Consider the following 22,834-nt stretch of genomic DNA (forward strand, 5'->3'; position numbering starts at 1 on the left):
ACACGTTATGCCCACCCCGCCACACGGCGAGACTTCAGTGATTCCAGACGACACCGAGGAGACGGAGCGCGCCGGCGGCCTGCCCGAGAAAGGCCCTGAGGCGGCATCCCACCCGTCGCCGCATGGCTTCACGGAACGGCTGCGCGCCCGAGAGGAGTGGAAGTTCTTCGCCGTCCTCCCGCGTGCAGAGCGCACAAGGGCCCTGATCTGGTGGTGCCTCATTGCCGTACGGGGGCTCCTGCCCGCGCTGTTCACCCTGGCCGTAGGCCTGCTGGTGTCATCACTTGCCGACGAGCGCGCCCTGGCCGTACCGCTGGCCTCTGTGGGCGCGGTGTTCCTGCTCATTCAGGTGCTCGGCGCACTGCACGGTCAGCTGAGCACGGACCTGGGCGAACGTCTCTCGTGCTGGCTGCACGAACAGCTCATCGACGCTGCGACGACGCCATCGGGTCTCGCCCATCTGGAGTCGCATGACCTGGCCGGCGAACTCACCGGCGCACGGGACTTCGACCAAGGTGTCACAGGGCCGCCGATGCATCTGTCCGTCGGGCTCATCGCAGGCAGCCTTGTCCAGGCGGTCGCCGGCTTCGCCCAAGTCGCTCTGCTCGCGGCGTACACGTGGTGGGCTCCCTTGGTGATCGCCGCAGCCTGGTTGTCGACGCACTGGCTCTTGCGAGAGAGCAGCGTCTGGGACCGCGACGCGGCTGACGTCCGGGATGCTCAACGGCGGGCGGAATATGCCTACCGGCTCGCGGTCGAATCACCCGCGGCCAAGGAGCTCAGGTTGTTCGGCCTCAGCGCATGGACCGTAGCCGAGTTCACCCGACACCGCCGGCGACTGGTAGATCTGCGGTGGCAGGAGACGCGGCTGAGGCAGAAGCCCGTCATCTGGACCCTGCTCGTGCTGCTGGCTGCCAACGGCCTTGTGCTGTGGTCGCTGGCGAGGAGCGCCTCGGCGGGCACGATCGACGCGGGTCACATGACCGTCTTCGCCCAGGCAGTCGTGGGGGCATCCGCCATCGCCTTCGGCGGTCTGAACTGGTCCCTGCCGCCGGCCGCCCACTCGGTGGCATCCGTACTCCGACTCAGGGCGTCGATGGCGAAGGCCGGCGAACTTCCCTCGGAGGGAAGCCCGGCCCGGCGGGATTCCGCTGTCGGACTCCGCTTCAGCGGAGTCCGGTTCTCCTACGGGGACAGCAAGCGCCCAGTGCTCGACGGCCTGGACCTCACTGTCGAGGCAGGCACCTCCCTGGCGGTCGTGGGCGTCAATGGGGCGGGCAAGACCACTCTGATCAAACTCCTGTGCAGGCTCTACGACCCGACGGCGGGGACGATCGAGGCGAACGGCACCGATCTGAGGGACCTCACCCCGGAATCCTGGCGAAGCCGCGTGACAGCGGTGTTCCAGGACTTCATTCGCTACGAGATGCCATTGCGTACGAATGTGGCACCGACCGGTGCACCTGACGACGCAGTCCTGGCGGCGCTGCGGGACGCGGGAGCCGCCGACGTGGCAGACCTCGAAACCGTACTCGCTCCTGGCTACGACGGGGGCCGGGACCTGTCCGGCGGACAGTGGCAGAGGGTGGCCGTGGCACGCGCGCTGTGTGCGGTTCGCCAGGGTGCCGGCGTCGTCATCCTCGACGAACCCACGGCCCAGCTGGACGTCAAGGGCGAGGCCGAGGTCTTCGAGCGGATCCTGCGCGCAACCCGGGGCACCACGACGATCCTCATCTCCCACCGGTTCGCCACGGTCCGGCACGCTGACCGGATCTGCGTGCTGGAGGACGGTCATGTGAGCGAGCTGGGTACGCACGCAGAACTCATGGCCGCACGAGGCCGCTATCGCCAGATGTTTGACCTTCAGGCATCCCGGTTCGAAACGGAGGAGCCTGATGTCTCGCACTCCTGACGAAATGGCACCACTGCCCCCCTCGCTGACCTCACTGGGCCGCTCTCTGCGGCTCGGATACCGGGCGGGCCCCGCACTCATCCTCGTCGCCTTCGTCACGACCGTCGCCGCCGCCGCACCGGACGCCCTCTTCGCAGTGGGGTTCGCGCTCTTGATCCATGCGGTGATCGATCAGGACTCCGCACAGATCATGACGGCAGCGGTAGCTCTCGGAGCCCTCGCAACCGGCAGCTGGCTGCTGAACACCGTGACGGACAGGGCCAACCGCCGCTTTGCCGACCGAGCCGCTGTGTACGTCGAGTCCTATGTCGCCAGGCTGCAGTCCTCGATCGTCACCCTTGAACACCACGAGCGACCGTCGTACCTCGACCGGCTCTCGCTTCTGCGCGACCACGCGGGTGCTCTCAGCCAGCTGTACCAGCAACTGTTCTCGACCGTCGGCGCCGCTGTCCGTCTCGTCGTCACCCTGGCAGTGCTGATGTCGGTCCATCCAGCTCTGGGACTGCTCGGCCTCGTCGCTGTCCCGGGGGTGGCTGTCTCACACTGGAGGTCGGGTGTGGACAAAGCAGTTGAGGAGTCGGGCGCTCAGCACGACCGTCGCGCGCGGCATTTGTTCACGCTCGCCACGCAGGCGGGAGCGGGTAAGGAGATTCGTGTCGCAGGGGTGCAGGGGTGGCTGCGCGAGCAGTGGCGTGACTCCTGGCTGCGCCGATACGCCCCCTTGAGCGAGGCGCGGTGGCGGAGCGCTCTGTGGCAGTCGGCCTCCCAGCTGCTCTTCGGTGCCGCGTTCATCGCTGCCATCGCCCAGGTCGCCCATGGCCGGGGACCAGCGGCCACGGACACCCTGCTCCTGCTCACCGCGGGGAGCCGCCTCTCGCAGTACATCGGTCAGACCGTCACACAGACGCAGTTCTTCCGCGCCATCTGGCTCGACGCCTCACGCAAACTCGCCTGGCTCGAAAACCTCGCGGCAGCGGAGCGGAGCAGAGCCGATCTGCAGGTGCCCGACCGGCTTGAACACGGCATCCGGCTGGAGAACGTCTCCTTCCGGTATCCGGGTGGCGACACCTACGCCCTGAGGGATGTGAACCTTCATCTCCCGGCAGGCAAGGTGGTTGCCATAGTGGGCGCGAACGGTGCCGGCAAGTCGAGCCTCGTCAAGCTGTTGTGCAAGCTCTATGAACCGACATCAGGGCACATCACCGTGGACGGAGCGGATCTCGGCCGCCTCCCTCCAGATGGTTGGCGTGCTCGCGTCACAGGGGCTTTCCAGGACTTCTTCCGGTTCGAGTATTCCGTTGTGGAATCCGTCGGGCTGGGAGACCTGGCACGTATCGACAACCGGTCGGCGGTTGAGGGAGCGATCGCCCGCGCGGGGGCTGACGGGACCGTCTCGGGACTCGAACACGGCGTGGACACCCAGCTCGGTCCGACCTGGGAGGGGGGTGTGGGCCTCTCCCACGGACAGTGGCAGAGGATCGCGCTGGCGCGCGGGTTCATGCGGGACAAGCCTCTGCTCATGGTTCTCGACGAGCCGACGTCCGCGTTGGACGCGGAGACGGAACATGCACTGTTCGAGCGCTATGCGACGGCTGCGCGCGGGCAAGGAGCCGATGTCGCGTCACAGATCACCGTGCTGATCTCGCACCGGTTCTCCACGGTTGGCATGGCCGATCTGATCGTCGTGATCGACGGAGCCCGCGTGGTCGAGCACGGCTCGCACGCGCAGCTCATGGCGCGCAAGGGGCTGTACGCCGATCTCTACGGTCTTCAGGCGGCTTCGTACCGGGACGGAGCCAAGATATGAACGGCAGGGCGACGGGCGACGGTTCGCTGGCCGGAAAGGTCGCCCTGGTGACCGGAGGCTCACGCGGAGTCGGCCGCGGTATTGTCGCGCGCCTCGTCCGCGACGGAGCGACCGTAGGAGTCGGATACAGGGAGAACGCCGCGGCGGCCGGCGAGGTGGTGGCCCATGCGGAGCACTCCGGAGGTTCGGCGTTCGCCGTGTGCGCGGACCTCATGTCGGTCGAAGGCGTGAGGCGTCTGTTCGACGAGAGCGAGAGCGTGGCAGGCCAGATAGACATTTTGGTCAACAACGCTGCCCTGATGCGCAAGGCGCGGTTTGCCGACACCAGCGAGGAAGACTTCGACGCCATGATGGCGCTCAATGTGAAGGCGGCGTTCTTCGCGATCCAGCAGGCCGTCACCCGGCTGCGTGAAGGCGGGCGCATTGTGAACATCTCCTCGACTGCCACAGTGCTCGCGCACCCCATGCAAGCCGCCTACTCGGCAAGCAAGGCGGCGCTGGACCAACTGACACGGGTAGCCGCGAAGGAGCTCGCAGGCCGCGGCATCACGGTGAACACCGTCGCCCCCGGTGCGGTGGAAACAGAAGAAATGACAGCGGGCGTCCCGCCCGAGGTGCTGGAGCGGTGGAAGCGGTCAAGCGCCTTCGGCCGGATGGGCCGGCCCGCGGACATCGCCGACGTCGTGGGCTTCCTCGTGGGGCCCGACGCACGGTGGCTCACCGGTCAGAACCTGCGGGCAGCGGGTGGAGCAGTCTGATGACGCGGACGTACATGGCGGAATCCGAGGAAGCGGCGCTGCGGGCGATAGTCGAGAGGATTCGCCGGGTTCCAGACGTCTACCGCGTGTTCCGCCAGGACACACGGGACGCCGGCTGGCATCACGGCATCGAACCGCCACTTCTGGAAGCTCTGATGGAAGCGGGACTCCCCTTCCGGCGTACGGGAGGAACAGTCCGGTACGACCAATTGGACCTCGCCAACGCTTCGCTCGCGCTCAGGATGCCCTCGCCGCGCTACCTCTCGATGCGAGGCTGGTCCGCAGCCATTCGAGCCACGGCGAACACGCCGTCCACCCTTACCTATGAAGTGGAGGTCAAGCCGAGCGGACGGAACGGGGATCCCGCTGCCGGCCTGGGCGCCGCGCCGACGACCGACAGCCGTCTGGAACCAGCCGCGCCACTTCTTGCCCGGCCGGAGTGCGGCAGATCGGCTGACGGCTCGGTAACTCTCACACGGACGGTCCACGGACGGTCCACACGTGTGTTCCCGGAGGCGGAGGCGATCACGAACCTGGTGGCACCGATTCATTTCCATCTGATCCCCCCGGAACTGCGCGCCGACCTCGCATTTCTGGCGGAGAGCCGGCTCGCGGACTGCGCCCTGGCCTCCACGTTCCTGGTGCGTGAGGCGGGCGCTCTGGGACTGAGGGCTCGCCGGTCCTTCGGCCTGTTCCTCGCCGCTCCGTATTCCATCCCCCACGCATGGATGGAACTCCACATCGATGGGCGCTGGGTCTCCTTCGACCCCCACCTTCTGAACCTTCTCTGCGGGTGGGGCCTGCTACCAGCCGATGCCTGGCCTGCCAACCGTTCCATCGGGGAGGCCGCCTGGCGGCTGGCAGCGGACGAGTTCGTTCTGGCGACCAGCGGTGGTGTCCCGACGCAGCTCTCTTTCCCGACCAGAGCACGCGACGGGCAGATCGGTGCATGACACTGCTCGCTCACACAGACGACAGGCATCTCCGTCAGAAGGGACCAAGGCATGCGCTCAGAGCATGACGATCCGAACGCAGCGAGCCACACTGCCCAATGTCCTGTAGGTCTCTACTTCTTCTCGGCCTGTGACGAGGAGATGCCGGCTGCCGCAGGGTACGAGGTTTTGATCGAGGCCGCGAAGGCCGCTGACCAGGGAGGTCTCGACTTCGTCTGGGTCCCCGAGCGGCACTTCACTCCGTTTGGCGGCGCGCATCCCAACCCCGCGGTGCTGGCCGCGGCCCTGGCCGTCGCGACCCGGTCCATCCGCATCCGCGCGGGGAGTGTCGTACTGCCCCTGCATGACCCGATTCGTGTCGCGGAGGAATGGGCGGTTGTCGACAACCTGTCCGGTGGGCGCGTCGAACTGTCGTCGGCCACTGGCTGGAACCCTCGCGACTTCGTCCTCGCTCCCGAGCAGTACGTGCAGCGTGCTTCCCTGGCCAAGGAGCACTTGCGCACGGTTCAGGCGTTGTGGAGCGGAGCAACGGTCCAGCGCGTCGGCCCCAGCGGTGCCGTGCACGAGATTCGCACCTATCCCCGTCCGATCCAGCCCCGTCTTCCCCATTGGGTGACCGCTGCGGGCAACCCGGCCACGTTCCGGTACGCGGGCGAGACGGGCGCCGGACTGCTCACCAGCTATGGGCTCTTCCCACCCGCTCAACTCGCCTCGCTGATCTCGGAATACCGCCGTGCTCACGCTGCACATCACACAGGGCCGGGCCGGGTCAGTGTCATGGTCCACGCGGCGATCGGCGCTGATGGGCGGCAGACACGTCAACTTGCCCAGGAGCCACTTCGTCGATACCTGGAGGCGTACGCGAATCAGCAAGAGACTCGGACTGATGCGGAAACCTTTCGGAAGAGCATGGATTTCGCGGTGCAACGCTATCTCCGAGGACGTTCCCTGATCGGCGATCGGGACGAGGTCGAGAAAATGATGCGCGATCTCTATGCATCGGGTGCCGATGAGGTCGCCTGCCTGGTTGATTTCGGCGTGCCCAGGACAACTGTTCTGGAGACGGTGAATCACCTGACGGAGATCAAGTACCGGTTGATGAGCGAGCGCACAGCCGACATCGGGCGGTACCCGTCCCAGGGCCTGTCCGACCCTGATCCACCAGGCACTACGGGACGTCCCTTGGCGGCCACTGCAAATAGTTGTCCACCCCCGGCCTCGTCAGGCCGATCGGCTGTATAGGAACCGTCATGCCGTCTGATTCTTTCGACATACCGCACCAGATTCCAGCCGGTACCCTTCACCCTGCTGACATACGTGCCTACGTCCGTCGGACCATTGCGGAGGTCACCGGTTGCGCGGACCAGGACTTGAGTGGTCCGGATTCCTTGAGGGCGCTGGATATGGACTCTCTCACACGCATGAACATCACTCTCCGCTTCGACCGGGATCTCGGGGACATCCCACCGACGATCATGTTCGAGCACACGACGATCGATGAGCTGGCTGATTTTCTGCTGAAAGAGCGCGAGGACGACTTGAGAAACGTCATCTCGACTCCGCAGTCGCATACGCCACACATCACCGAGGCCGTGGAGACCGGAGAAAAGCAGCGTGAGCCCTCGTCGACCGCCCCGGTCGACGGGATTGCGGTCATCGCGGTCACCGGGCGGTACCCGGGGGCCACCGATCTGGAAGCGCTGTGGGACAACCTGCGCGACGGTGTCAGCAGCATCAGCGAGGTGCCCGCCGATCGCTGGGACTGGCGAACTCACTACGACGAACGACGCGCTCAAGCCCAGAAGTCGTACGGGCGTTGGGGCGGCTTCATCGATGGTGTGGCCGAGTTCGATGCCGAATTCTTCCGAATCCTGCCCCGGGACGCGGCCAATATGGATCCGCAGGAGCGTCTGTTCCTGGAGACGTGCTGGCACCTTCTGGAACAGGCGGGGCAGCTCGGCGCCACCACGCATGAGCCGAGTACGGGCATCTTCTTCGGAACCATGAACTCCGCCTATGGGAAGCTCGGAGCCTCGCAGTGGGCGCAGGGCCGTCTGACCGGGCCGAGTTCCGCAGCGTGGTCGGTCGCCAACCGGGTGTCCTACTTCTTCGACTTCCACGGCCCGAGCTTCGCGGTGGACTCGGCATGCTCGTCGTCGCTCACCGCCATCCACCTGGCCTGTGAGAGCTTGCGGCGCGGTGAATGCCGGGTAGCGATCGCCGGCGGAGCCAATCTACTCCTGCACCCTTCCCATCTGGTCGGCTTGTCCATGGCCGGGATGTTGTCCTCCGATGACGCGTGCAAGGTCTTCGATGCGGCGGCAGATGGGTTCGTGCCCGGTGAGGGGGTAGGGGCTGTTCTTCTCAAGCCACTCGCAGATGCTGTTGCCGACGGAGACCGTATCTGGGCGGTGATCAGGGGGAGCGCGGTCAACACGGCCGGCCGTACCTCCGGCTTCACTGTTCCCAACCCTTCTGTTCAGGCGGATGTGGTGGCGACGGCCCTCGCAAGGGCCGGCCTGAACCCGCGCACCATCAGCTACGTCGAGGCACACGGCACGGGCACGGAACTCGGCGACCCGCTGGAGACGGCCGCACTCTCCAGGGCGCTTGCCGCCGGCCGACCACAAGGACAGGACTGCGCCGTCGGTTCGGTGAAGGCGAACATCGGACACTTGGAAGGGGCTTCCGGGATCGCCGGACTGACCAAGGTCCTACTGCAGATGAAGCACCGGCAGATCGCACCGTGCGTTGGTCTGAACGAGGTCAACCCCAAGATTTCCGGGAAGTCACTGGTGTTCCCACGTGACCTGATGCCATGGCAAGGAGCTGTGGTTGACGGCGAGGTGACACCGCTGCGCGCCGGAGTCAGTTCGTTCGGTGCCGGTGGGGCGAACGCGCACGTGGTTGTCGAGGAGTACCGCCCTTGGTCACCCGCGGCCGAGGTGCCGCTTCGCCAAGCCGGCGATCACAGGCCCTGTGGCGGCGAGCAGTTGGTCGTCCTGACTGCCCACTCCAAGGACAGCCTCCGCCGGTTGGCTGTCGCGATGGCCCTCTCGCTCACCGGCCGGCCGGACACAGCAGAAGAGCTCGAGCGTCTGGCCTTCAGCACTCAGGTCGGCGTCAAGCACCTGGGTGAGCGGCTGGCTGTGGTGGCCGTCGATCTCGAGTCGCTCAATGCCGCACTGGACTCCTTCATCGAGGAGCAGGAGAGCCCGGCGGCATGCGTCGGCTCGGTGCAGCTCGCAGGCGGCGGAAGCCACGTACTGGATGATGACGACGGCAGGGATTTCATATCGTCGCTTCTCGAGAGGCGACGGCTGACAAAGCTGGCCCGTCTCTGGGCCGACGGGGCACCGGTGGAACTGGCGGGCCTGTGGGGCAATCGCCATCCGGGCCGGACAGACATCCCCCCGTACCCATTCGAGCGGAAAAGGTTCTGGGCCTTCGACAGCCCGGAGGAGACGGCGGAACTCTCGGCAGCCGTCGAGGATCGGCCTGCGACGAAGTCCGGCCGGCACCTGATGACCGAGCGCGACATGCAACTTGCTGCATGTGGATTCCTGTTGATGGAGCCGGAAGACGTCGACATTGATGCCGACCTCATGGAACTCGGGTTCGACTCGATCTCTCTGGTTCAACTCACCGCTGAACTGGGCGAGATGTACGGGTTGGATATCGAACCGGTAATTATCTTCGACCACCCGAGCCTCGCGGCGATAGCCGAGTATCTGATACTGGAACATCCATCTGAAGTCGACACGCGATACGTGAAGTTGACGGCAGACGATCTCCGAGAGGGCGCCGCGCAGTGACCGATCGGCGAGAGCATTTGAATTCCGGGTTCCTGATATCGGTCGAGCGATACCCGGACAACTCTGCCCTCAGACTGCGAGGAAATGAATGGACCTACGCCCAGTTGGACCATATCGCACGCTGCTGGGCCACTGAGCTGAGCGGCAGCGACGGCCGCCCACCCAAACGCGTAGGTTTGTTTGCCCATAAGAGTCTGGCTTCATATGCAGGCATGCTGGCAGCTCTCTACCTGGGGGCAACCGTGGTTCCCCTCAACAGAAAATTCCCACTGGAGCGCACTCGGCTGATGGTGGAGGTTGCAGGTATCGACGTCATACTTGCGGACGAGTCATCAGCGCCTCAGATCCCCGCCATCCTGGGCAGTGAAGATATTCGTGTCAGTGTTTTCTCGGACAGTGGCCGGTGTGAGGAACCACCCATGACATCACCTGTATTCGTGGACCCGGATGAAGCGGCCTATCTCCTCTTCACCTCCGGAACGACAGGCGTTCCAAAGGGTGTTCCTGTCAGTCATCGAAACATCACGCATTTTCTGGAGGTCATGGCAGAACGGTATGATTTCGGACCTGATGACCGGTTCACTCAGAATTTTGACCAGACATTCGATCTGTCCATGTTCGACCTGTTCATGGCCTGGCGGAGTGGCGGGTGCCTGGTCCCCATGGAGGCTATTCACCAGTTGGCGCCGTTTCGGTTTGTAGCGGAGAACGGGATCAGTGTCTGGTTCTCCGTCCCCTCGGTTCCCGGCTTGCTCCGTGAGAAAGGCTCACTTACTCCCAACAGCCTTTCTCCGCTTCGCTGGAGTCTCTTCTGCGGTGAGGCGCTCCCGGTGGAGAGCGCCCGTGCGTGGCAGCGAGCCGCGTCCCGTTCCGTGGTTGAGAATCTCTATGGCCCGACAGAGGTGACGGTGGCCTGCATGGCACACCGTTGGAGCCCTCGAGTATCCGACGCCAGCCGTGCCAACGGCACGGTGCCTATCGGCATCCCGATTCGAGGCACGAATGCCGACCTTTTCAACAGCCAGTTGGAATTGGTATCCGATGGCGAGGGGGAAATTTGTCTCGCCGGGCCACAGGTCTTCTCTGGGTACTGGGAAAATGCTGCCCTGACAGCAAGGGTTCTTTTCGAGGCGCAGGGCTCGGACGGTGTCATGCGGAAATGGTACCGAACCGGAGATATCGCTAAGCGGAATGACGGAGGCGAGTTCATCTTCCTGGGGCGCATTGATCAGCAGGTGAAGATCAATGGGATGAGGGTCGAACTGGGCGAGATCGAGGGTGAGTTGAACAGGCAGAACGGTGTGACACGAAGTGCGGTGGTAACTGTGGCCGGCTCGGCAGAGAGCACAGCACGTCTCGTCGCCTTCGTATGTGGCAAGGACTTGGAGAAGGGGGCAGGTTCAAAAATTCAGCGGGAGCTGCGTGAACATCTTCCTTCATACATGATTCCACACCGAATCGAGGTCATCCATGAATTCCCGCTGAATTCTAATGGGAAGACAGATACTTCCGCTCTGAAAGCCCTGGCTACGGCCAGGGTGTGGGCGTAGTGGATTGCGAGGGCGATATGGATCAGGTAGAGGGAATTCGCAGAGTGGTCGCGGAAAGTCTGAATATTTGCACTTCCGATGTCACTGACGATCTGGCCTTCCAGTCCATTCCGGAATGGGACAGCCTGGCTCATGTAGCGCTCATGATGCGATTGGAGGAGGTCTATGATTCGCTTATTGATGACGAAATGCTGGTGGAGTTGACATCGGTCAGAGCCATCGTTGGCTTTGTGAATTCCATAGAACGGGTGAGTGGTGCGACCCCAGACTCCCAAGTAAAGGAGATCTAACCCAGCATGCGAATCTCCGAAATTCCCGCACACTTCCACGGAACCCGAAGTGGTATCCGACCCATGACGTGGGGGCAGGTAAGGTTCTCCCGCTTGCTCGACGAGAAGCATCCATCCGAATTCGGTGTTTTCAATATCAGGCGAGAAATACCGATTCCCCAAGGTACTCGAATTGAAACAGTAGTCGAGGCCGTCGCGCTTGCGATGGAACGGTTCGAGGCTCTCCGAACCCGATTCGACTCAGGCCCCGATCGACTTCAGATCCTCTCGATCAAGGGAACCGTTCCGGTCATCGCTATTGAAATCGAGGGCGATGAACACGAATCCTTGAACGATTACATCGACCATTGGCAGCGAAAGCATTTCGGTGACGAGTACTCTGTACGATTTGCAATCACCATCGAACACAATTCAGTGCGACGCCTTTATGTTGTTTACAATCACATGACTGTCGATGGCATCTCCGCGGGATTGGTTGATGCTGCCATCACGGATAGGATGAGGGGAATCGGTGCGCACTCGAATCCCAAATCTCGTGCGATGCAACCCTTCGAGATCCAGGAATACGAACACTCTCAACTCGGAAGGGCGCGGAGCTCCAGGGCAGCAGGGCACTGGGCGAACGTGCTTCGTCAGATTCCAGGCACGACATTCTCGCCTCGCATCGACAGGGCCACCCGCCCGGTGCAGAGCGTCCACGGGCCCCAGCGGATAATTCAAGCAGCTTATAACTCGGCCGCCCTTGCGAAGTCGCAGGCGATGACTGCGCAGCGCTTGGGTGTAAGTCGGCCCTCGATCGTTGCCGCCGCATTCTTTTCGTTGATTTCGGTACTGACGTCAAACAATTACGTAACTCTTCAGATTCTCTGTTCGAATCGCCTGTCGAGGGAGGTGGAGAATTCTGTCACAAATCTCGCCCAGAACGCAGTCGCACCAGTCGACTGCAGCGGCGCAACATTTGACACCATTGCGAAACGAGTCAGCGGAGCGGCACTGCGGGCGTATCGGCACGGGAGATATGACCCTACGATAGAGGATGAACTGATGCGTGAAGTTCGCAGTGAGCGCGGAATGCATGTGACACGCGATTCCTGCATGTTCAATTACATTGATGCTGTCGGTGACCTTCCCGTAGCAGAATTCAAACCTCTAGGGAAGGTGAAATGGCTGGGTTCCAGTTCTCGATGGACTGCCCCTACGCTGAAATTCAACGTCCTGTCGGCAAGGTCGATGGTTCACTTGAGAATCGAGGCGGATGACGCATACCTGGCCAGGGCTGACGTAGAACTTCTTCTTCGGGGGGTGGAGAGTATTTGCGCCGAGGCTGCTACTCGCGATATCGAAATCTCCGACATCGTTGACATCTGTGGAATTTCCCCCATGGTTCGCTCTGATGAATGGATATATCGGGACCGCACCCATGTCGACCTTCGCTCCACTCGAAGCCTACTGGAAGAGATTTCGGGAGTGGAATCGGCATCCATTGCGATCGAAGAGGGCGACGAGGGGGATCCGAAAATTGCTTGCCGCGTTTATGTCGAAAATGAACGAATTACGGCCCGCCATGTCCACTCCAGTATCGTCGACAGGTTGCACTCGTTCCCGAACGGATCTGCGCCAACCCGATATGACGTCTATCTTGGAGGTCGAAACAGGGGGCGCCTCCTTGATTCGGGGTCCGGGCGCGGCGATACCCGCCCAGACTCATCCTGAGGAGTGGCGCGGGCGGGGTCAGGAGGAGCTGCGGTCGCCGCCCTGTGGGCATCGCAGCCATCGTCGCGCAGCCGCAACGGCCGCATCGGCCTTGGCCGCACTCAACGCGGGCTGATGGCTGGGAATGGGCTCGTAGACAGGCAGCGGCTGGACCTCGCGGCAGGCGTTCTTGACAGCATGCCGGTGAAGGGCTGTCGTCGACGGCGGTGCGCGTCTTCGTGTTCATGGAACCGCTCGCGGCTGCTCGAACTCGGCAGGCGTCAGGATCCCCTGGTCCCGCAGGCCGGCCAGCTCGTCGGCGAGCGATGCGGGCGGGGCGGTGCGGGTCTGCGGGGGCGCGTGATGGGCGGTTGGACTTTCCCGTACGACCTGTTGGAGGTTCACCGTGAAGCCGTACGAAGTCCTTCCCCGCGTCACCCGGCTTGATTGGCTTCCCGGCTGTACGACTGGATTTCCGTGGTGGTCGCATCCCCAAAGACCGCCCGGATTCTCCCCGGGCACGGTGAAGGCGGGGAGCACGTGCCGGCAGACCTGGCGGCTGCCTCGTCCCGACCCGTCCCCAGGGCGTCGTCGGCTGCTCAGCCGGCTCCTGCCGGAGCCGGCTGACGGGTCGTCTCCGCAGGTCGCCCCCTACCCCTTGCTGGACCCCAGCGTGAGCCCCGCGATGAAGTGCCGCTGGAGCAGCAGGAAGACCACGAGGGTCGGGAGTGCGACGATCACTGATCCGGCGGCGAGCAGGTTGTAGTCGGTGAAGAACTGGCCCCGCAGGTTGTTCAGCGCCGAGGTGACCGGAAGTTTGTCGCCGTCCGAGATGAAGACCAGCGCCCAGAGGAAGTCGTTGTACATCCAGGTGAACTGGAGTGTGCCCAGGGCGGCGAGCGCCGGGCGGCACAGGGGCAGGGTGATTCGCCAGAACTGGGTCCAGACGCCCGCCCCGTCCACGACGGCCGCCTCCAGGATCTCCTGCGGGAGCGTCCGCATGAAGTTGGCCAGGACGAAGACGCAGAAGCCGAGCTGGAATCCGACCTGGACCAGGATGACGGCCCAGTAGGAGTCGAACATCGTCATCGAGTCGGACATCCAGTAGGGCAACGGGATGCGGTTGAAGACGACGTACAGCGGGGTGACGATCACCTGCTGCGGGAGCAGGTTCCCCGCGGTGAACAGCATCAGCAGGACGAGGCCGCCACGCATCCTCAGCCGGGCCAGCGCGAACGCCACGAACGAGGCGAGGAACAGGGTGATGAGAACCCCGGGCACCGCGATGATCATGGTGTTGACGAAGTACTTCGTCATGCCGGAGTCGGTGAACGCCTGCCGGTAGTAGTCCAGCGAGAGATGGCGGGGCAGCGAGAAGTAGCCGTGCTCCGAGGTCTCGTCGTAGGGCCTGAGCGAGGCGTACACGGCGAGCAGCAGCGGGGCGAGGAAGGCGAGCGAGACCGTCATCAGGAAGGCGTGCACGCCGAGCCGGCCGGGCCGGATCCTGCGCCGGGACGTGACGGGGACGGGTGGTGCCGGACGGGCGGCGGCTGCTTGCGTGGTCATCGGTCCTTCTCCCCTCGGATCTCCTGGACCAGGTACGTCACGACGAATCCCAGGGAGACGGCCAGCAGGACGACGGCGATGGCGGAGCCGAACCCGATCCGGCTGGCCTCGCCGATGATGTTGTCGGTGACGAGCACCGAGAGCAGCTCAAGGCCGTTGCGGCCGTGGTTGACGGCGTAGACGATGTCGAAGGCGCGCAGCGACTCGATGACGGTGATGACACCGACGATGATGTTGACCGGGCGCAGCGTCGGAAAGACGATGCGGAAGAAGGTCTGGGACTCGCTCGCCCCGTCGATCGCGGCGGCCTCCTTGAGGGAGGAGTCCACGGCCTTGAGCCCGGCCAGGTAGAGGATCATCACGTAGCCGGTGTGACGCCAGGCCGCGGCGAGCAGGACCATCCAGATGTTGAGGTCCGGATCGCCCAGCCAGTCGGTCGGCGATGCGGTGTCGCCGACGATCGCGTTGAGGGCTCCCTGGTCGCGGGAGAAGACCAGCTGTGCGATGAAGCCGACCACGGCGAGGGAAAGCACCACGGGCATGTACAGCGTCGACTGGTAGAAGCGGCTGAAGCGCACGCCCTTGTCGATGAGTACGGCGAGGAGCAGCCCGAACGGCGTGGCGACCAGGCCGAGGAAGGCGAGCCAGAGCAGGTTGTGGCGGGCGGCCGGCCAGAACTGCGGGTAGTTCGTGAAGAGGTTCGTGTAGTTGCGTGTTCCGACCCACTCGATGTCGCCGATGCCGTCCCAGCTGGTGAACGAGAGGACGACGGAGGCGAGGGTCGGCCCCCACACGATGGCGATGTCGAGCAGGACGGGTATGCCGAGCAGCGCGCCGAGCACGAAGAGGTCGCGGCGGGTGAACCGCCGCGAACCCCGTCGTCCGGTGCGCCGCCCCGAGATGAACGACACGGTCGGTACTCCCGGTTCAGTCCGAGGCGAAGATTGTCTTCTTCTGCCGTTCGATGTCGTTGACCAGGCCGTCCACGTCGTTCGGACTGCTGATGAACTTCTGGATCGCCTGGATCATGACCGTGGACGAGAAGTCCGGCCGGGTGTCACGGTCCAGGAACTGGGAGATCTGCTTCGCCCCTGACACCAGCTCGACGGCCTTCTTCTGGATGGCGGAGTACTGGGAGGTGTCCGCCTGGTCGTTGACCGCGATGTTGTTCGGGTCGCTCTTCAGGTAGATGTCCTCGGCCTTGCCGGTGGCAAGCCACTTCAGCAGGTCCTTGGCGCTCTCCAGGCTCTTCTCGTTCTTGAGGTTCTTCGACTTCTTCGCCAGCAGGAACCCGTCGATGGGCGCCTCGACGGCATCCTGGCCGTGCTCCGGGTTGATGACGGGGAAGGGGAAGAAGTCGAGGTCGGCCTGCTCGGCCTCGGGGAACTGGGCTCCGGGGTGCGGCAGGCCGAAGACCGCCATCCCGGCCTCACGCTTCTGGAGGCTGGTCGCCGCCTCCTGCCAGGTGCGGCCGTTGGCGCCCTGCTGGCAGTACGGGAGCAGGCGTCGCCAGGTGTCGAAGACCTCCCTGACCCGCTTGTCCGTCCAGGCTTCCTCGCCGGCCATGAGGCTCTTGTGGAATTCGTATCCGTTGGTCCGCATGTTGATGTAGTCGAAGGTGCCCATCGCGGGCCAGCCGTCCTTGTCGCAGAACGCGATGGGATCCAGCTTGTCCTTCTGCATCTGCTTGGCGAGGGCCACGTACTCGTCCAGCGTCTTGGGCGCCTGATAGCCACGTTCGGCAAAGAGGCTCTTCCGGTGGAAGACGGCCCACGGATAGTAGTAGTACGGCGTGAGGTACTGCTTGCCGTCCTCGCCGGTGGACTGGGCCTTCAGGGCGTCCGAAAATCCCTCGTAACCCTCCCAGTTTTCACTGATGTCGTACAGCAGACCCTTCTTGGCAAAGAACTGCATGCGGTTTCCGGCGAACCACATGAAGACGTCGTCGGGCTTGCCCTGCAGATAGCGGTTGATGTTCTCCTGAAAGGTGTTGTGGTCAACGGTGTTGACCTTCACCTTTCGGCCGTCGGACTGCTCGGCATAAGCCTTGAAGGCGTCGGCGAACGCCTTCTTCGGGACGGGGTCCGACGAGTTCGAGCCCAGGGTGATGGTCTTGCCGTCACCTCCGGGGCCACCTCCGCACGCGGTGAGCAGTGCGGGAAGCGTGACCGCGCCGGCTCCGACTGCCGCGCCACGCAGCAGACTTCGCCGGGACATCCGATGCCCCGCGACACTGCCGGGCAGATCTGACCTGTCGTACGAGTGCGCCATGACCCACTCCTCCGGATGGCAACCCAACACAACCGAACGTGCGCTTGGATCTCACCCTCAACAAGCAGCGGCGTCAAGGGTTTTGACGAGATACCGAACAACCGGCACCACCCCTCTTCCAACAGACTCCAACACGCTCTAACGTAATCGCTCGTCTTGGCGTGCACATGACGCCACTCGATTCGGCACGAGCACGGAGGAACGTAACGATGCGTCATCTCCCAGGCCGTACAACCCGCACAAGCCGCCACAGAGTCATCGGAGCGCTGACCGCAGGCCTCCTGTGCGCGGCGGGAACCACCGTTCCCGCCGTCGCCCAGTCCCCGGCCCCCGCTCTGTCGCCGACGGCGGGTGCACGGGCCGGCAACGGTCTCGCGCTCACTCCGCCCATGGGCTTCAACAACTGGAACTCAACCCATTGCCGGGCCGAGTTCGACGAGGCGATGGTCAAGGGAATCGCCGACATATTCGTTGACAAGGGACTCAGGGAAGCGGGCTACGAGTTCGTCAATCTGGACGACTGCTGGGCGAAGCCGCAGCGCAATGCCGACGGCAAGCTGGAAGCCGATCCGGCGCGATTCCCGAACGGAATCAAGGCCGTCGCGGACTACGTCCACTCGAAGGGGCTCAAGCTCGGCATTTACACCAGCGCGGGCACCAAGACCTGTGACAGCGTCGGACTTCCCGGCGCGCTCGGGCACGAGTACAGCGACGCGCAGCAGTTCGCCGACTGGGGCGTCGACTACCTCAAGTACGACAACTGCAACAACCAGGGAGTGGATGCGAAGGAGCGCTATACGACGATGCGCGACGCGCTCGCCGCCACCGGCCGGCCGATCGTCTACAGCATCTGCGAATGGGGCGAGAACAAACCCTGGGAGTGGGCCGCCGAGCTGGGCAACCTGTGGCGCACCACGGGTGACATCAACGACAGCTGGAGCAGCATGCTGTCGATCATGAAGCAGAACCTGCCGCTCGCCGCGGCCGCGGGCCCCGGCCACTGGAACGACCCCGACATGCTGGAGGTCGGGAACGGCGGGATGACGGACACCGAGTACCGCACCCACTTCTCGATGTGGTCGGTGATGGCCGCGCCGCTGCTCATCGGTTCCGATCTGCGCACGGCGACGCCCGAGACGTATCAGATCCTCTCCAACCACGAGGTCATCGCCGTCGACCAGGACCCATTGGGCAAACAGGGGGTCGTGCTCTCCTCCGACGCCGGACGCTGGGTCGTCGGCAAGGAGATGCAGGACGGCAGCCGGGTGGTGGCGCTGTTCAACGAGACCGGGAGCGCGCAGCGGATCGCGACGACGGCTGCGGCTGCGGGGCTTCCGCAGGCGGACGCGTACACCGTGCGCGACCTGTGGGCGCACACCACGCGCAACACGGCGGGCGGTCTCTCCGCGACCGTCCCGGCCCATGGGACGGTGCTGCTGCGCGTCGCAGCCGACAGCCACTGGGCGGCGTATCCGCCGGCCGTGGAACTGGCCCTGGACGGGAGTCCGTTGATGGAAGCCGGCCGCACGGCCCGGCTGACGACCACGGTCACCGATCTGGGCCGTACACCAGCCGTGAAGGTGTCGGCCGCACTCACGGCACCGTCCGGCTGGCAGGTCAGCGCCGATTCCGCGACCTCGACGGCGGCACTGCCGACGGGCAGGGCGCTGACCACGCGCTGGCGGGTGACGGCTCCGGCCGGCACGCCCACCGGCACATACGACCTGACGCTGACCGCTCAGTACCGCTCGCCCTCCGGAAAGCGGGTGCGGTCCTCCGTACCGTTCCAGGCCCATGTGGTGACGGCTCCGCCGCCCGGCGGCGGCTATCTGAGCGATCTGCCCCAGCTCTCCGCGGCCAACGGCTACGGACCGGTCGAGAAGGACACCAGCAACGGTGAGAGCGCGGCAGGAGACGGCCATCCGCTCACCATCGGCGGCGAGGTGTACGCAAAGGGGCTGGGCGTGCACGCGGCCAGTGCCGTCGAGTACTACGCGGGCGGCGCGTGCAGCACCGTGACGGCCCGCGTCGGGGCCGACGACGAGAAGGGCGCGAAGGGAAGCGTGGCCTTCGAGATCTGGTCGGACGGCACGAAGGCCGCATCGACCGGGGTCCTGACCAACGCGATGGCAGCACAGTCCGTCTCGGCGGACGTCAGCGGCGCGCAGGTCGTACGTCTGGTGGTCACCGACGGGGGAGACGGCGTCGACTCCGACCACGCCGACTGGGCGGACCTCCGCATCACCTGCTGAGGCCGCCTGAGCGAGGGACGCGGGTGGCGGCGTCCGACGTCGTCGCCACCCGTCGGAGTGCCGCGGCGCCCGGCGAGCACCGCCACCGCCCTGCCGTCCAGGGCGCCTCTCGTCAGGATCAGGCCGGACTCAGCGGGATCAGGCCGGACTCCGTGAGCCGGGCGTGATCCCGCGAGCCCGGCCTGATCCGAACGAGAGGCTCTAGACGGGCACTGCCCCGTCCGCACCCATGCGCGCGGCGAAGGCCGCCGCGGCCGCGCCCACCAGCCCCGCGTCATTGCCCATGACCGCCGGCGTCACGGTCAGTCGCTGGACGAATGACAGCGTCGCGTACCGCCGCAGGGCGCTGCGCAGCGGGGCGAACAGCACATCGCCCGCGCCGGCCACTCCCCCGCCGATCACCGCGATGTCGATCTCGACCAGGGTGGCCGTCGCCGCGATGCCCGCGGCCAGCGCCTGTGCGGCCCGTTCGAACGAGGCCACGGCGACCGGATCCCCCGCTCGCGCCGCGGCCGCGACCGCCGCCGCGGTCGTGTCACCGTCCGGGCCGGGCCGCCAGCCGCCCTCCAGCGCGCGGCGGGCGATGTTGGGACCGCTCGCGATGCGCTCGACGCAGCCGCGCGCCCCGCAGGGGCACGGGTCACCGTCGAGGTCGACGCTGATGTGCCCGATGTGGCCCGCGTTGCCGCTGGGACCGGGGTGAAGCGAGCCGCCGAGGACGAGCCCGCCGCCGACTCCGGTCGACACGACCATGCACAGCGCGTTGTCGTGGCCGCGGGCGGCGCCCAGCCAGTGCTCGGCCGCCGTGATCGCGACCCCGTCGCCGACCAGCTCGACAGGGAGACCGCCGGTCCCCGCGCTCACCCGTTCCACCAGCGGGAAGCCCCGCCAGCCCGGCACGTTCACGGGACTGACCGTCCCGGCTGCGGCGTCCACCGGACCCGCGCTGCCGATGCCGACGCCCGTGGCCCGGCCCCACAGGGGCGACGCGGACAGCTCCGACAGCACGTCATCGACCGCCGCCATCACCGTCTCGCCGTCCTCGCGGGCGGGCGTCGGACGCTGCACCCGCACGCGGAGCGTGCCGTCGCCGTCCACCAACGCCCCGGCGATCTTGGTGCCGCCGATGTCCAGCGCGGCGACGAGGTCGGTATGCATCGGTGTGGCTCCGTGGGTGAGGTGGCGGGACCTGCGGCTTCAGTAAATGGTCTGCATAGTCTCCATTCCGCTGACAACGTTGTCCAGGGCCTATGCTCGACGCCACAGCCTCCGGCCTCCTCCGCGGTACCCTCCGCGGCCCGGTCCGGATCGCCCGTACCCTACGACAGGACTGCACACCGTGGCCGAGACCACCCGTCACCCCGAGCCCCGTTACGGCAACCGGCCGACCATGAAGGACGTGGCCGCCCGTGCCGGAGTGGGCCTCAAGACGGTCTCGCGCGTGGTGAACAGCGAGCCGGGCGTCACGCCCGACACCGAGCGCCGGGTCCAGGAGGCCATCGACGCGCTGGGCTTCCGCCGCAACGACAGCGCGCGCGTGCTGCGCAAGGGCCGCACCGCCTCGATCGGCCTGGTCCTGGAGGATCTCGCGGACCCGTTCTACGGGCCGCTGAGCCGCGCCGTGGAAGAGGTGGCCCGCGCGCACGGCGCCCTGCTCATCAACGGCTCCAGCGCCGAGGATCCGGAGCGCGAGCAGGAGCTCGTGCTCGCGCTGTGCGCACGACGCGTCGACGGGCTCATCGTGATTCCGGCCGGCGACGACCACCGCTATCTGGAGCCGGAGATCAAGGCCGGCATAGCGACGGTCTTCGTGGACCGTCCGGCGGGCCGCATCGAGGCCGACATGGTGCTCTCGGACAGCTTCGGCGGCGCCCGCGAGGGCGTCGCCCATCTGATCGCCCACGGCCACCGCCGGATCGGGTTCATCGGGGACCAGCCCCGGATCCACACCGCCACGGAGCGCCTGCGCGGGTATCACACCGCCATGACCGACGCCGGGATCACGGTCGAGGACTCCTGGGTCTCGCTCGGCTCCACGGATCCCGAGCGGGTCCGTCCGGCCGCCGAGGCCATGCTCTCCGGCCCCGAACCCGTCACCGCCCTCTTCGCGGGCAACAACCGCGTGACGGTTACCGCGGTGCGCGTACTGGCCGGCCGGGAACACCCGGTCGCCCTCGTCGGCTTCGACGACATCGAGCTCGCGGATCTGCTCGGCATCACCGTCATCTCCCAGGACGCGGCGGCCGTGGGCCGCACGGCGGCCGAGCACCTCTTCCGACGGCTCGACGGCGCCGACCACTCGCCGGCACGCGTCGAGCTCCCGACAAGGCTGATCCCCCGCGGTTCGGGCGAACTGCGCCCGGCCTGAGCGGCTTCGGTGACCTCCGACCGGGCGGCGGGGCGCGCCGGAGGCCTACGGAGCGGTCACGGTCAGTCCGCCACGCCGCGGTGAGGCGAAGGCGTCCAGGTCGGCGCGGGTCAGTCCGGTCAGCCGGGCCACCTCTGCGGTGTCCAGCGCGCCGCAGTCGATGCCGCGCAGCAGGTAGCCGCTGAGCGCCTTGGCGGTGGCGGGTTCGTCCATCACGTCGCCGCCCGCCTTGGCCACGTATGCGGCGAGCCGGGCCGCGGCCTGCTCCAGACCCTCGCGGTAGAAGGTGTAGACGGCCGCGTAGCGGGTCGGGAGGTGGCCCGGGTGCATGTCCCAGCCCTGGTAGTAGGCACGGGCCAGGGCGCGCCGGGTGAGGCCGTAGTGGAGCCGCCAGGCCTCGTGGACCCGGGAGGTGGGTCCCACGGGCAGGACGTTGGTGGAACCGTCGGAGACACGTACGCCGGTGCCCGCGGCCGCCACCTGCATCACGGCCTTCGCGTGGTCGGCCGCCGGGTGGTCACTCGCCTGGTACGCGGCGCTGACCCCGACGCAGGCGCTGTAGTCGAACGTGCCGTAGTGCAGACCCGTCGCGCGGCCCTGTGCGGCGTCGATCATGCGGGCGACGGCGGCGGTGCCGTCGGCGGCGAGGATCGACTGGCTGGTCTCGATCTGGATCTCGAAGCCGAGCCGTCCGGAGGGCAGTGCGTGCACCTCCTCGAAGGCTTCGAGAAGCTGGACGAAGGCGGTGACCTGTTCGGGGTACGTCACCTTCGGCAGGGTGAGCACGAGCCCGTCGGGAAGGCCGCCCGCCTCCATCAGACCCGTGAGGAAGACGTCCGTGGTGCGGATGCCCCGGTCGCGTACGGCCGCTTCCATGCACTTCATCCGGATGCCCATGTACGGCGCCGCCGTGCCGTTCGTGTACGCCTCCGAGATCAGCCGGGCCGCACGGGCCGCGGCCTCGTCCTCCTCGGCGTCGGAGCGGGGGCCGTAGCCGTCCTCGAAGTCGACGCGGAGGTCCTCGACGGGCTCACGGCTCAACTTGGCGCGTACGCGGTCGTGGACGGGTCCGGCGAGGCCGGCCGGGATGCCGAGCACGGCGGCGAGGGAGGCCGCGTCGGGGGCGTGCTCGTCGAGCGCCCGCAACGCCTGGTCGCCCCAGGACCGGATGGTGCCTGCGGTGAAGGCGTCCCCGGGCACGTAGACCGTGTGGACGGGCTGGCGCGTTCCGGGGTCGCCCGGGTAGCGGCGGGCGAGTTCGGCGTCCACCGCCGTGAGGGAGGCGCTGATCCCCTCACTGACCGCGCCGGCGAGGCTCGTCGCCACCTTCTCCTGCTGACCCATTTCCGCACCCTCCACGCTCTCGCTGTTTCCGCTTCCCGGAATCAACAATCCGTATAGTGAAGTTATAAGGCTGCCGTATCTGCGTCAATGGTGATCGGAAACAGTGCGGGGCCGCGCGGTGGGTTCACCGTGCGGCCCCGGACTGAGGGTCCTGCTGTTGCGCCGTGTGCTGCCCGGCCGGGTCAGCCCTTGCGGGCGGTGACCTCGTCGGTGAGCTGCGGGACGACATTGAAGAGGTCACCGACGACGCCGTAGT

17 protein-coding genes are annotated in these 22,834 nt (G+C 65.9%); 11 read left to right on the forward strand and 6 right to left on the reverse strand.

What is annotated here, in order from left to right:
* The first annotated feature begins 7 nt into the window (after positions 1-7).
* From ACIOEW_RS39385 to ACIOEW_RS39425, 9 genes are all read left to right on the forward strand, one after another.
* Complete coding sequence (locus tag ACIOEW_RS39385; protein ID WP_401970229.1) at positions 8-1,912, forward strand: ABC transporter ATP-binding protein; 1,905 nt, start codon at positions 8-10, stop codon at positions 1,910-1,912.
* Positions 1,896-3,719, forward strand: a complete 1,824-nt coding sequence (locus tag ACIOEW_RS39390; protein ID WP_362556202.1) for an ABC transporter ATP-binding protein — start codon at positions 1,896-1,898, stop codon at positions 3,717-3,719. Before ACIOEW_RS39385 ends, ACIOEW_RS39390 begins: the two co-directional genes overlap by 17 nt.
* Positions 3,716-4,477, forward strand: coding sequence for an SDR family oxidoreductase (locus ACIOEW_RS39395; protein WP_362556204.1), 762 nt, complete (start codon positions 3,716-3,718; stop codon positions 4,475-4,477). Before ACIOEW_RS39390 ends, ACIOEW_RS39395 begins: the two co-directional genes overlap by 4 nt.
* Before the next feature lie 14 nt (positions 4,478-4,491).
* Positions 4,492-5,430 (forward strand): transglutaminase domain-containing protein, encoded by a 939-nt coding sequence (locus ACIOEW_RS39400; RefSeq protein WP_401970231.1) that lies wholly within the window; start codon positions 4,492-4,494, stop codon positions 5,428-5,430.
* A gap of 51 nt (positions 5,431-5,481) precedes the next feature.
* Entirely contained in the window at positions 5,482-6,672 is a 1,191-nt protein-coding gene (locus ACIOEW_RS39405) for a MupA/Atu3671 family FMN-dependent luciferase-like monooxygenase (RefSeq protein WP_401970233.1), read from the forward strand.
* Between the two features lie 8 nt (positions 6,673-6,680).
* Entirely contained in the window at positions 6,681-9,245 is a 2,565-nt protein-coding gene (locus ACIOEW_RS39410; protein WP_401970236.1) for a beta-ketoacyl synthase N-terminal-like domain-containing protein, read from the forward strand.
* Positions 9,242-10,795: a D-alanine--poly(phosphoribitol) ligase gene (locus ACIOEW_RS39415; RefSeq protein WP_401970238.1), complete on the forward strand. Its 1,554-nt coding sequence runs from the start codon at positions 9,242-9,244 to the stop codon at positions 10,793-10,795. Before ACIOEW_RS39410 ends, ACIOEW_RS39415 begins: the two co-directional genes overlap by 4 nt.
* Complete coding sequence (locus tag ACIOEW_RS39420; RefSeq protein WP_362556214.1) at positions 10,786-11,085, forward strand: acyl carrier protein; 300 nt, start codon at positions 10,786-10,788, stop codon at positions 11,083-11,085. The genes ACIOEW_RS39415 and ACIOEW_RS39420 overlap by 10 nt, the downstream gene beginning before the upstream one ends.
* Positions 11,086-11,178: 93 nt before the next feature.
* Positions 11,179-12,798 (forward strand): condensation domain-containing protein, encoded by a 1,620-nt coding sequence (locus ACIOEW_RS39425; RefSeq protein WP_401970241.1) that lies wholly within the window; start codon positions 11,179-11,181, stop codon positions 12,796-12,798.
* A 222-nt stretch (positions 12,799-13,020) separates the two neighbouring features.
* Here ACIOEW_RS39425 and ACIOEW_RS39430 read toward each other — a convergent pair whose 3' ends face one another.
* The 4 genes from ACIOEW_RS39430 to ACIOEW_RS39445 all read right to left on the reverse strand — a co-directional run bounded on the left by ACIOEW_RS39430 (position 13,021) and on the right by ACIOEW_RS39445 (position 16,560).
* A complete protein-coding gene (locus tag ACIOEW_RS39430; protein WP_401970244.1) occupies positions 13,021-13,182 on the reverse strand; it encodes an SHOCT domain-containing protein in 162 nt (53 codons plus the stop codon).
* 246 nt (positions 13,183-13,428) lie between these two features.
* Positions 13,429-14,343, reverse strand: a complete 915-nt coding sequence (locus tag ACIOEW_RS39435; protein WP_362556220.1) for a carbohydrate ABC transporter permease — start codon at positions 14,341-14,343, stop codon at positions 13,429-13,431.
* Positions 14,340-15,254, reverse strand: coding sequence for a sugar ABC transporter permease (locus tag ACIOEW_RS39440; protein ID WP_362556222.1), 915 nt, complete (start codon positions 15,252-15,254; stop codon positions 14,340-14,342). The genes ACIOEW_RS39435 and ACIOEW_RS39440 overlap by 4 nt, the downstream gene beginning before the upstream one ends.
* Positions 15,255-15,270: 16 nt before the next feature.
* Entirely contained in the window at positions 15,271-16,560 is a 1,290-nt protein-coding gene (locus ACIOEW_RS39445) for an ABC transporter substrate-binding protein (RefSeq protein ID WP_362556231.1), read from the reverse strand.
* 263 nt (positions 16,561-16,823) lie between these two features.
* Here ACIOEW_RS39445 and ACIOEW_RS39450 point away from each other — a divergent pair, with 263 nt between their 5' ends.
* Positions 16,824-18,866 carry an NPCBM/NEW2 domain-containing protein gene (locus tag ACIOEW_RS39450; RefSeq protein ID WP_401970245.1) on the forward strand — a complete coding sequence of 681 codons (2,043 nt, stop codon included), beginning with the start codon at positions 16,824-16,826 and terminating at the stop codon, positions 18,864-18,866.
* 201 nt (positions 18,867-19,067) lie between these two features.
* Here the strand turns inward: ACIOEW_RS39450 and ACIOEW_RS39455 are convergent, their stop codons facing one another.
* Positions 19,068-20,024 carry an ROK family protein gene (locus tag ACIOEW_RS39455; RefSeq protein WP_362556226.1) on the reverse strand — a complete coding sequence of 319 codons (957 nt, stop codon included), beginning with the start codon at positions 20,022-20,024 and terminating at the stop codon, positions 19,068-19,070.
* A gap of 181 nt (positions 20,025-20,205) precedes the next feature.
* Here ACIOEW_RS39455 and ACIOEW_RS39460 point away from each other — a divergent pair, with 181 nt between their 5' ends.
* The gene (locus ACIOEW_RS39460; protein ID WP_362556227.1) at positions 20,206-21,234 is read left to right on the forward strand and encodes a LacI family DNA-binding transcriptional regulator; all 1,029 of its coding nucleotides are present in this window, start codon (positions 20,206-20,208) and stop codon (positions 21,232-21,234) included.
* A 45-nt stretch (positions 21,235-21,279) separates the two neighbouring features.
* Here the strand turns inward: ACIOEW_RS39460 and ACIOEW_RS39465 are convergent, their stop codons facing one another.
* Positions 21,280-22,578: a DUF6986 family protein gene (locus tag ACIOEW_RS39465; RefSeq protein WP_401970248.1), complete on the reverse strand. Its 1,299-nt coding sequence runs from the start codon at positions 22,576-22,578 to the stop codon at positions 21,280-21,282.
* Between the last annotated feature and the right edge of the window lie 256 nt (positions 22,579-22,834).

This window comes from Streptomyces sp. NPDC087901 (assembly GCF_044742205.1).
Lineage (GTDB): Bacteria > Actinomycetota > Actinomycetes > Streptomycetales > Streptomycetaceae > Streptomyces.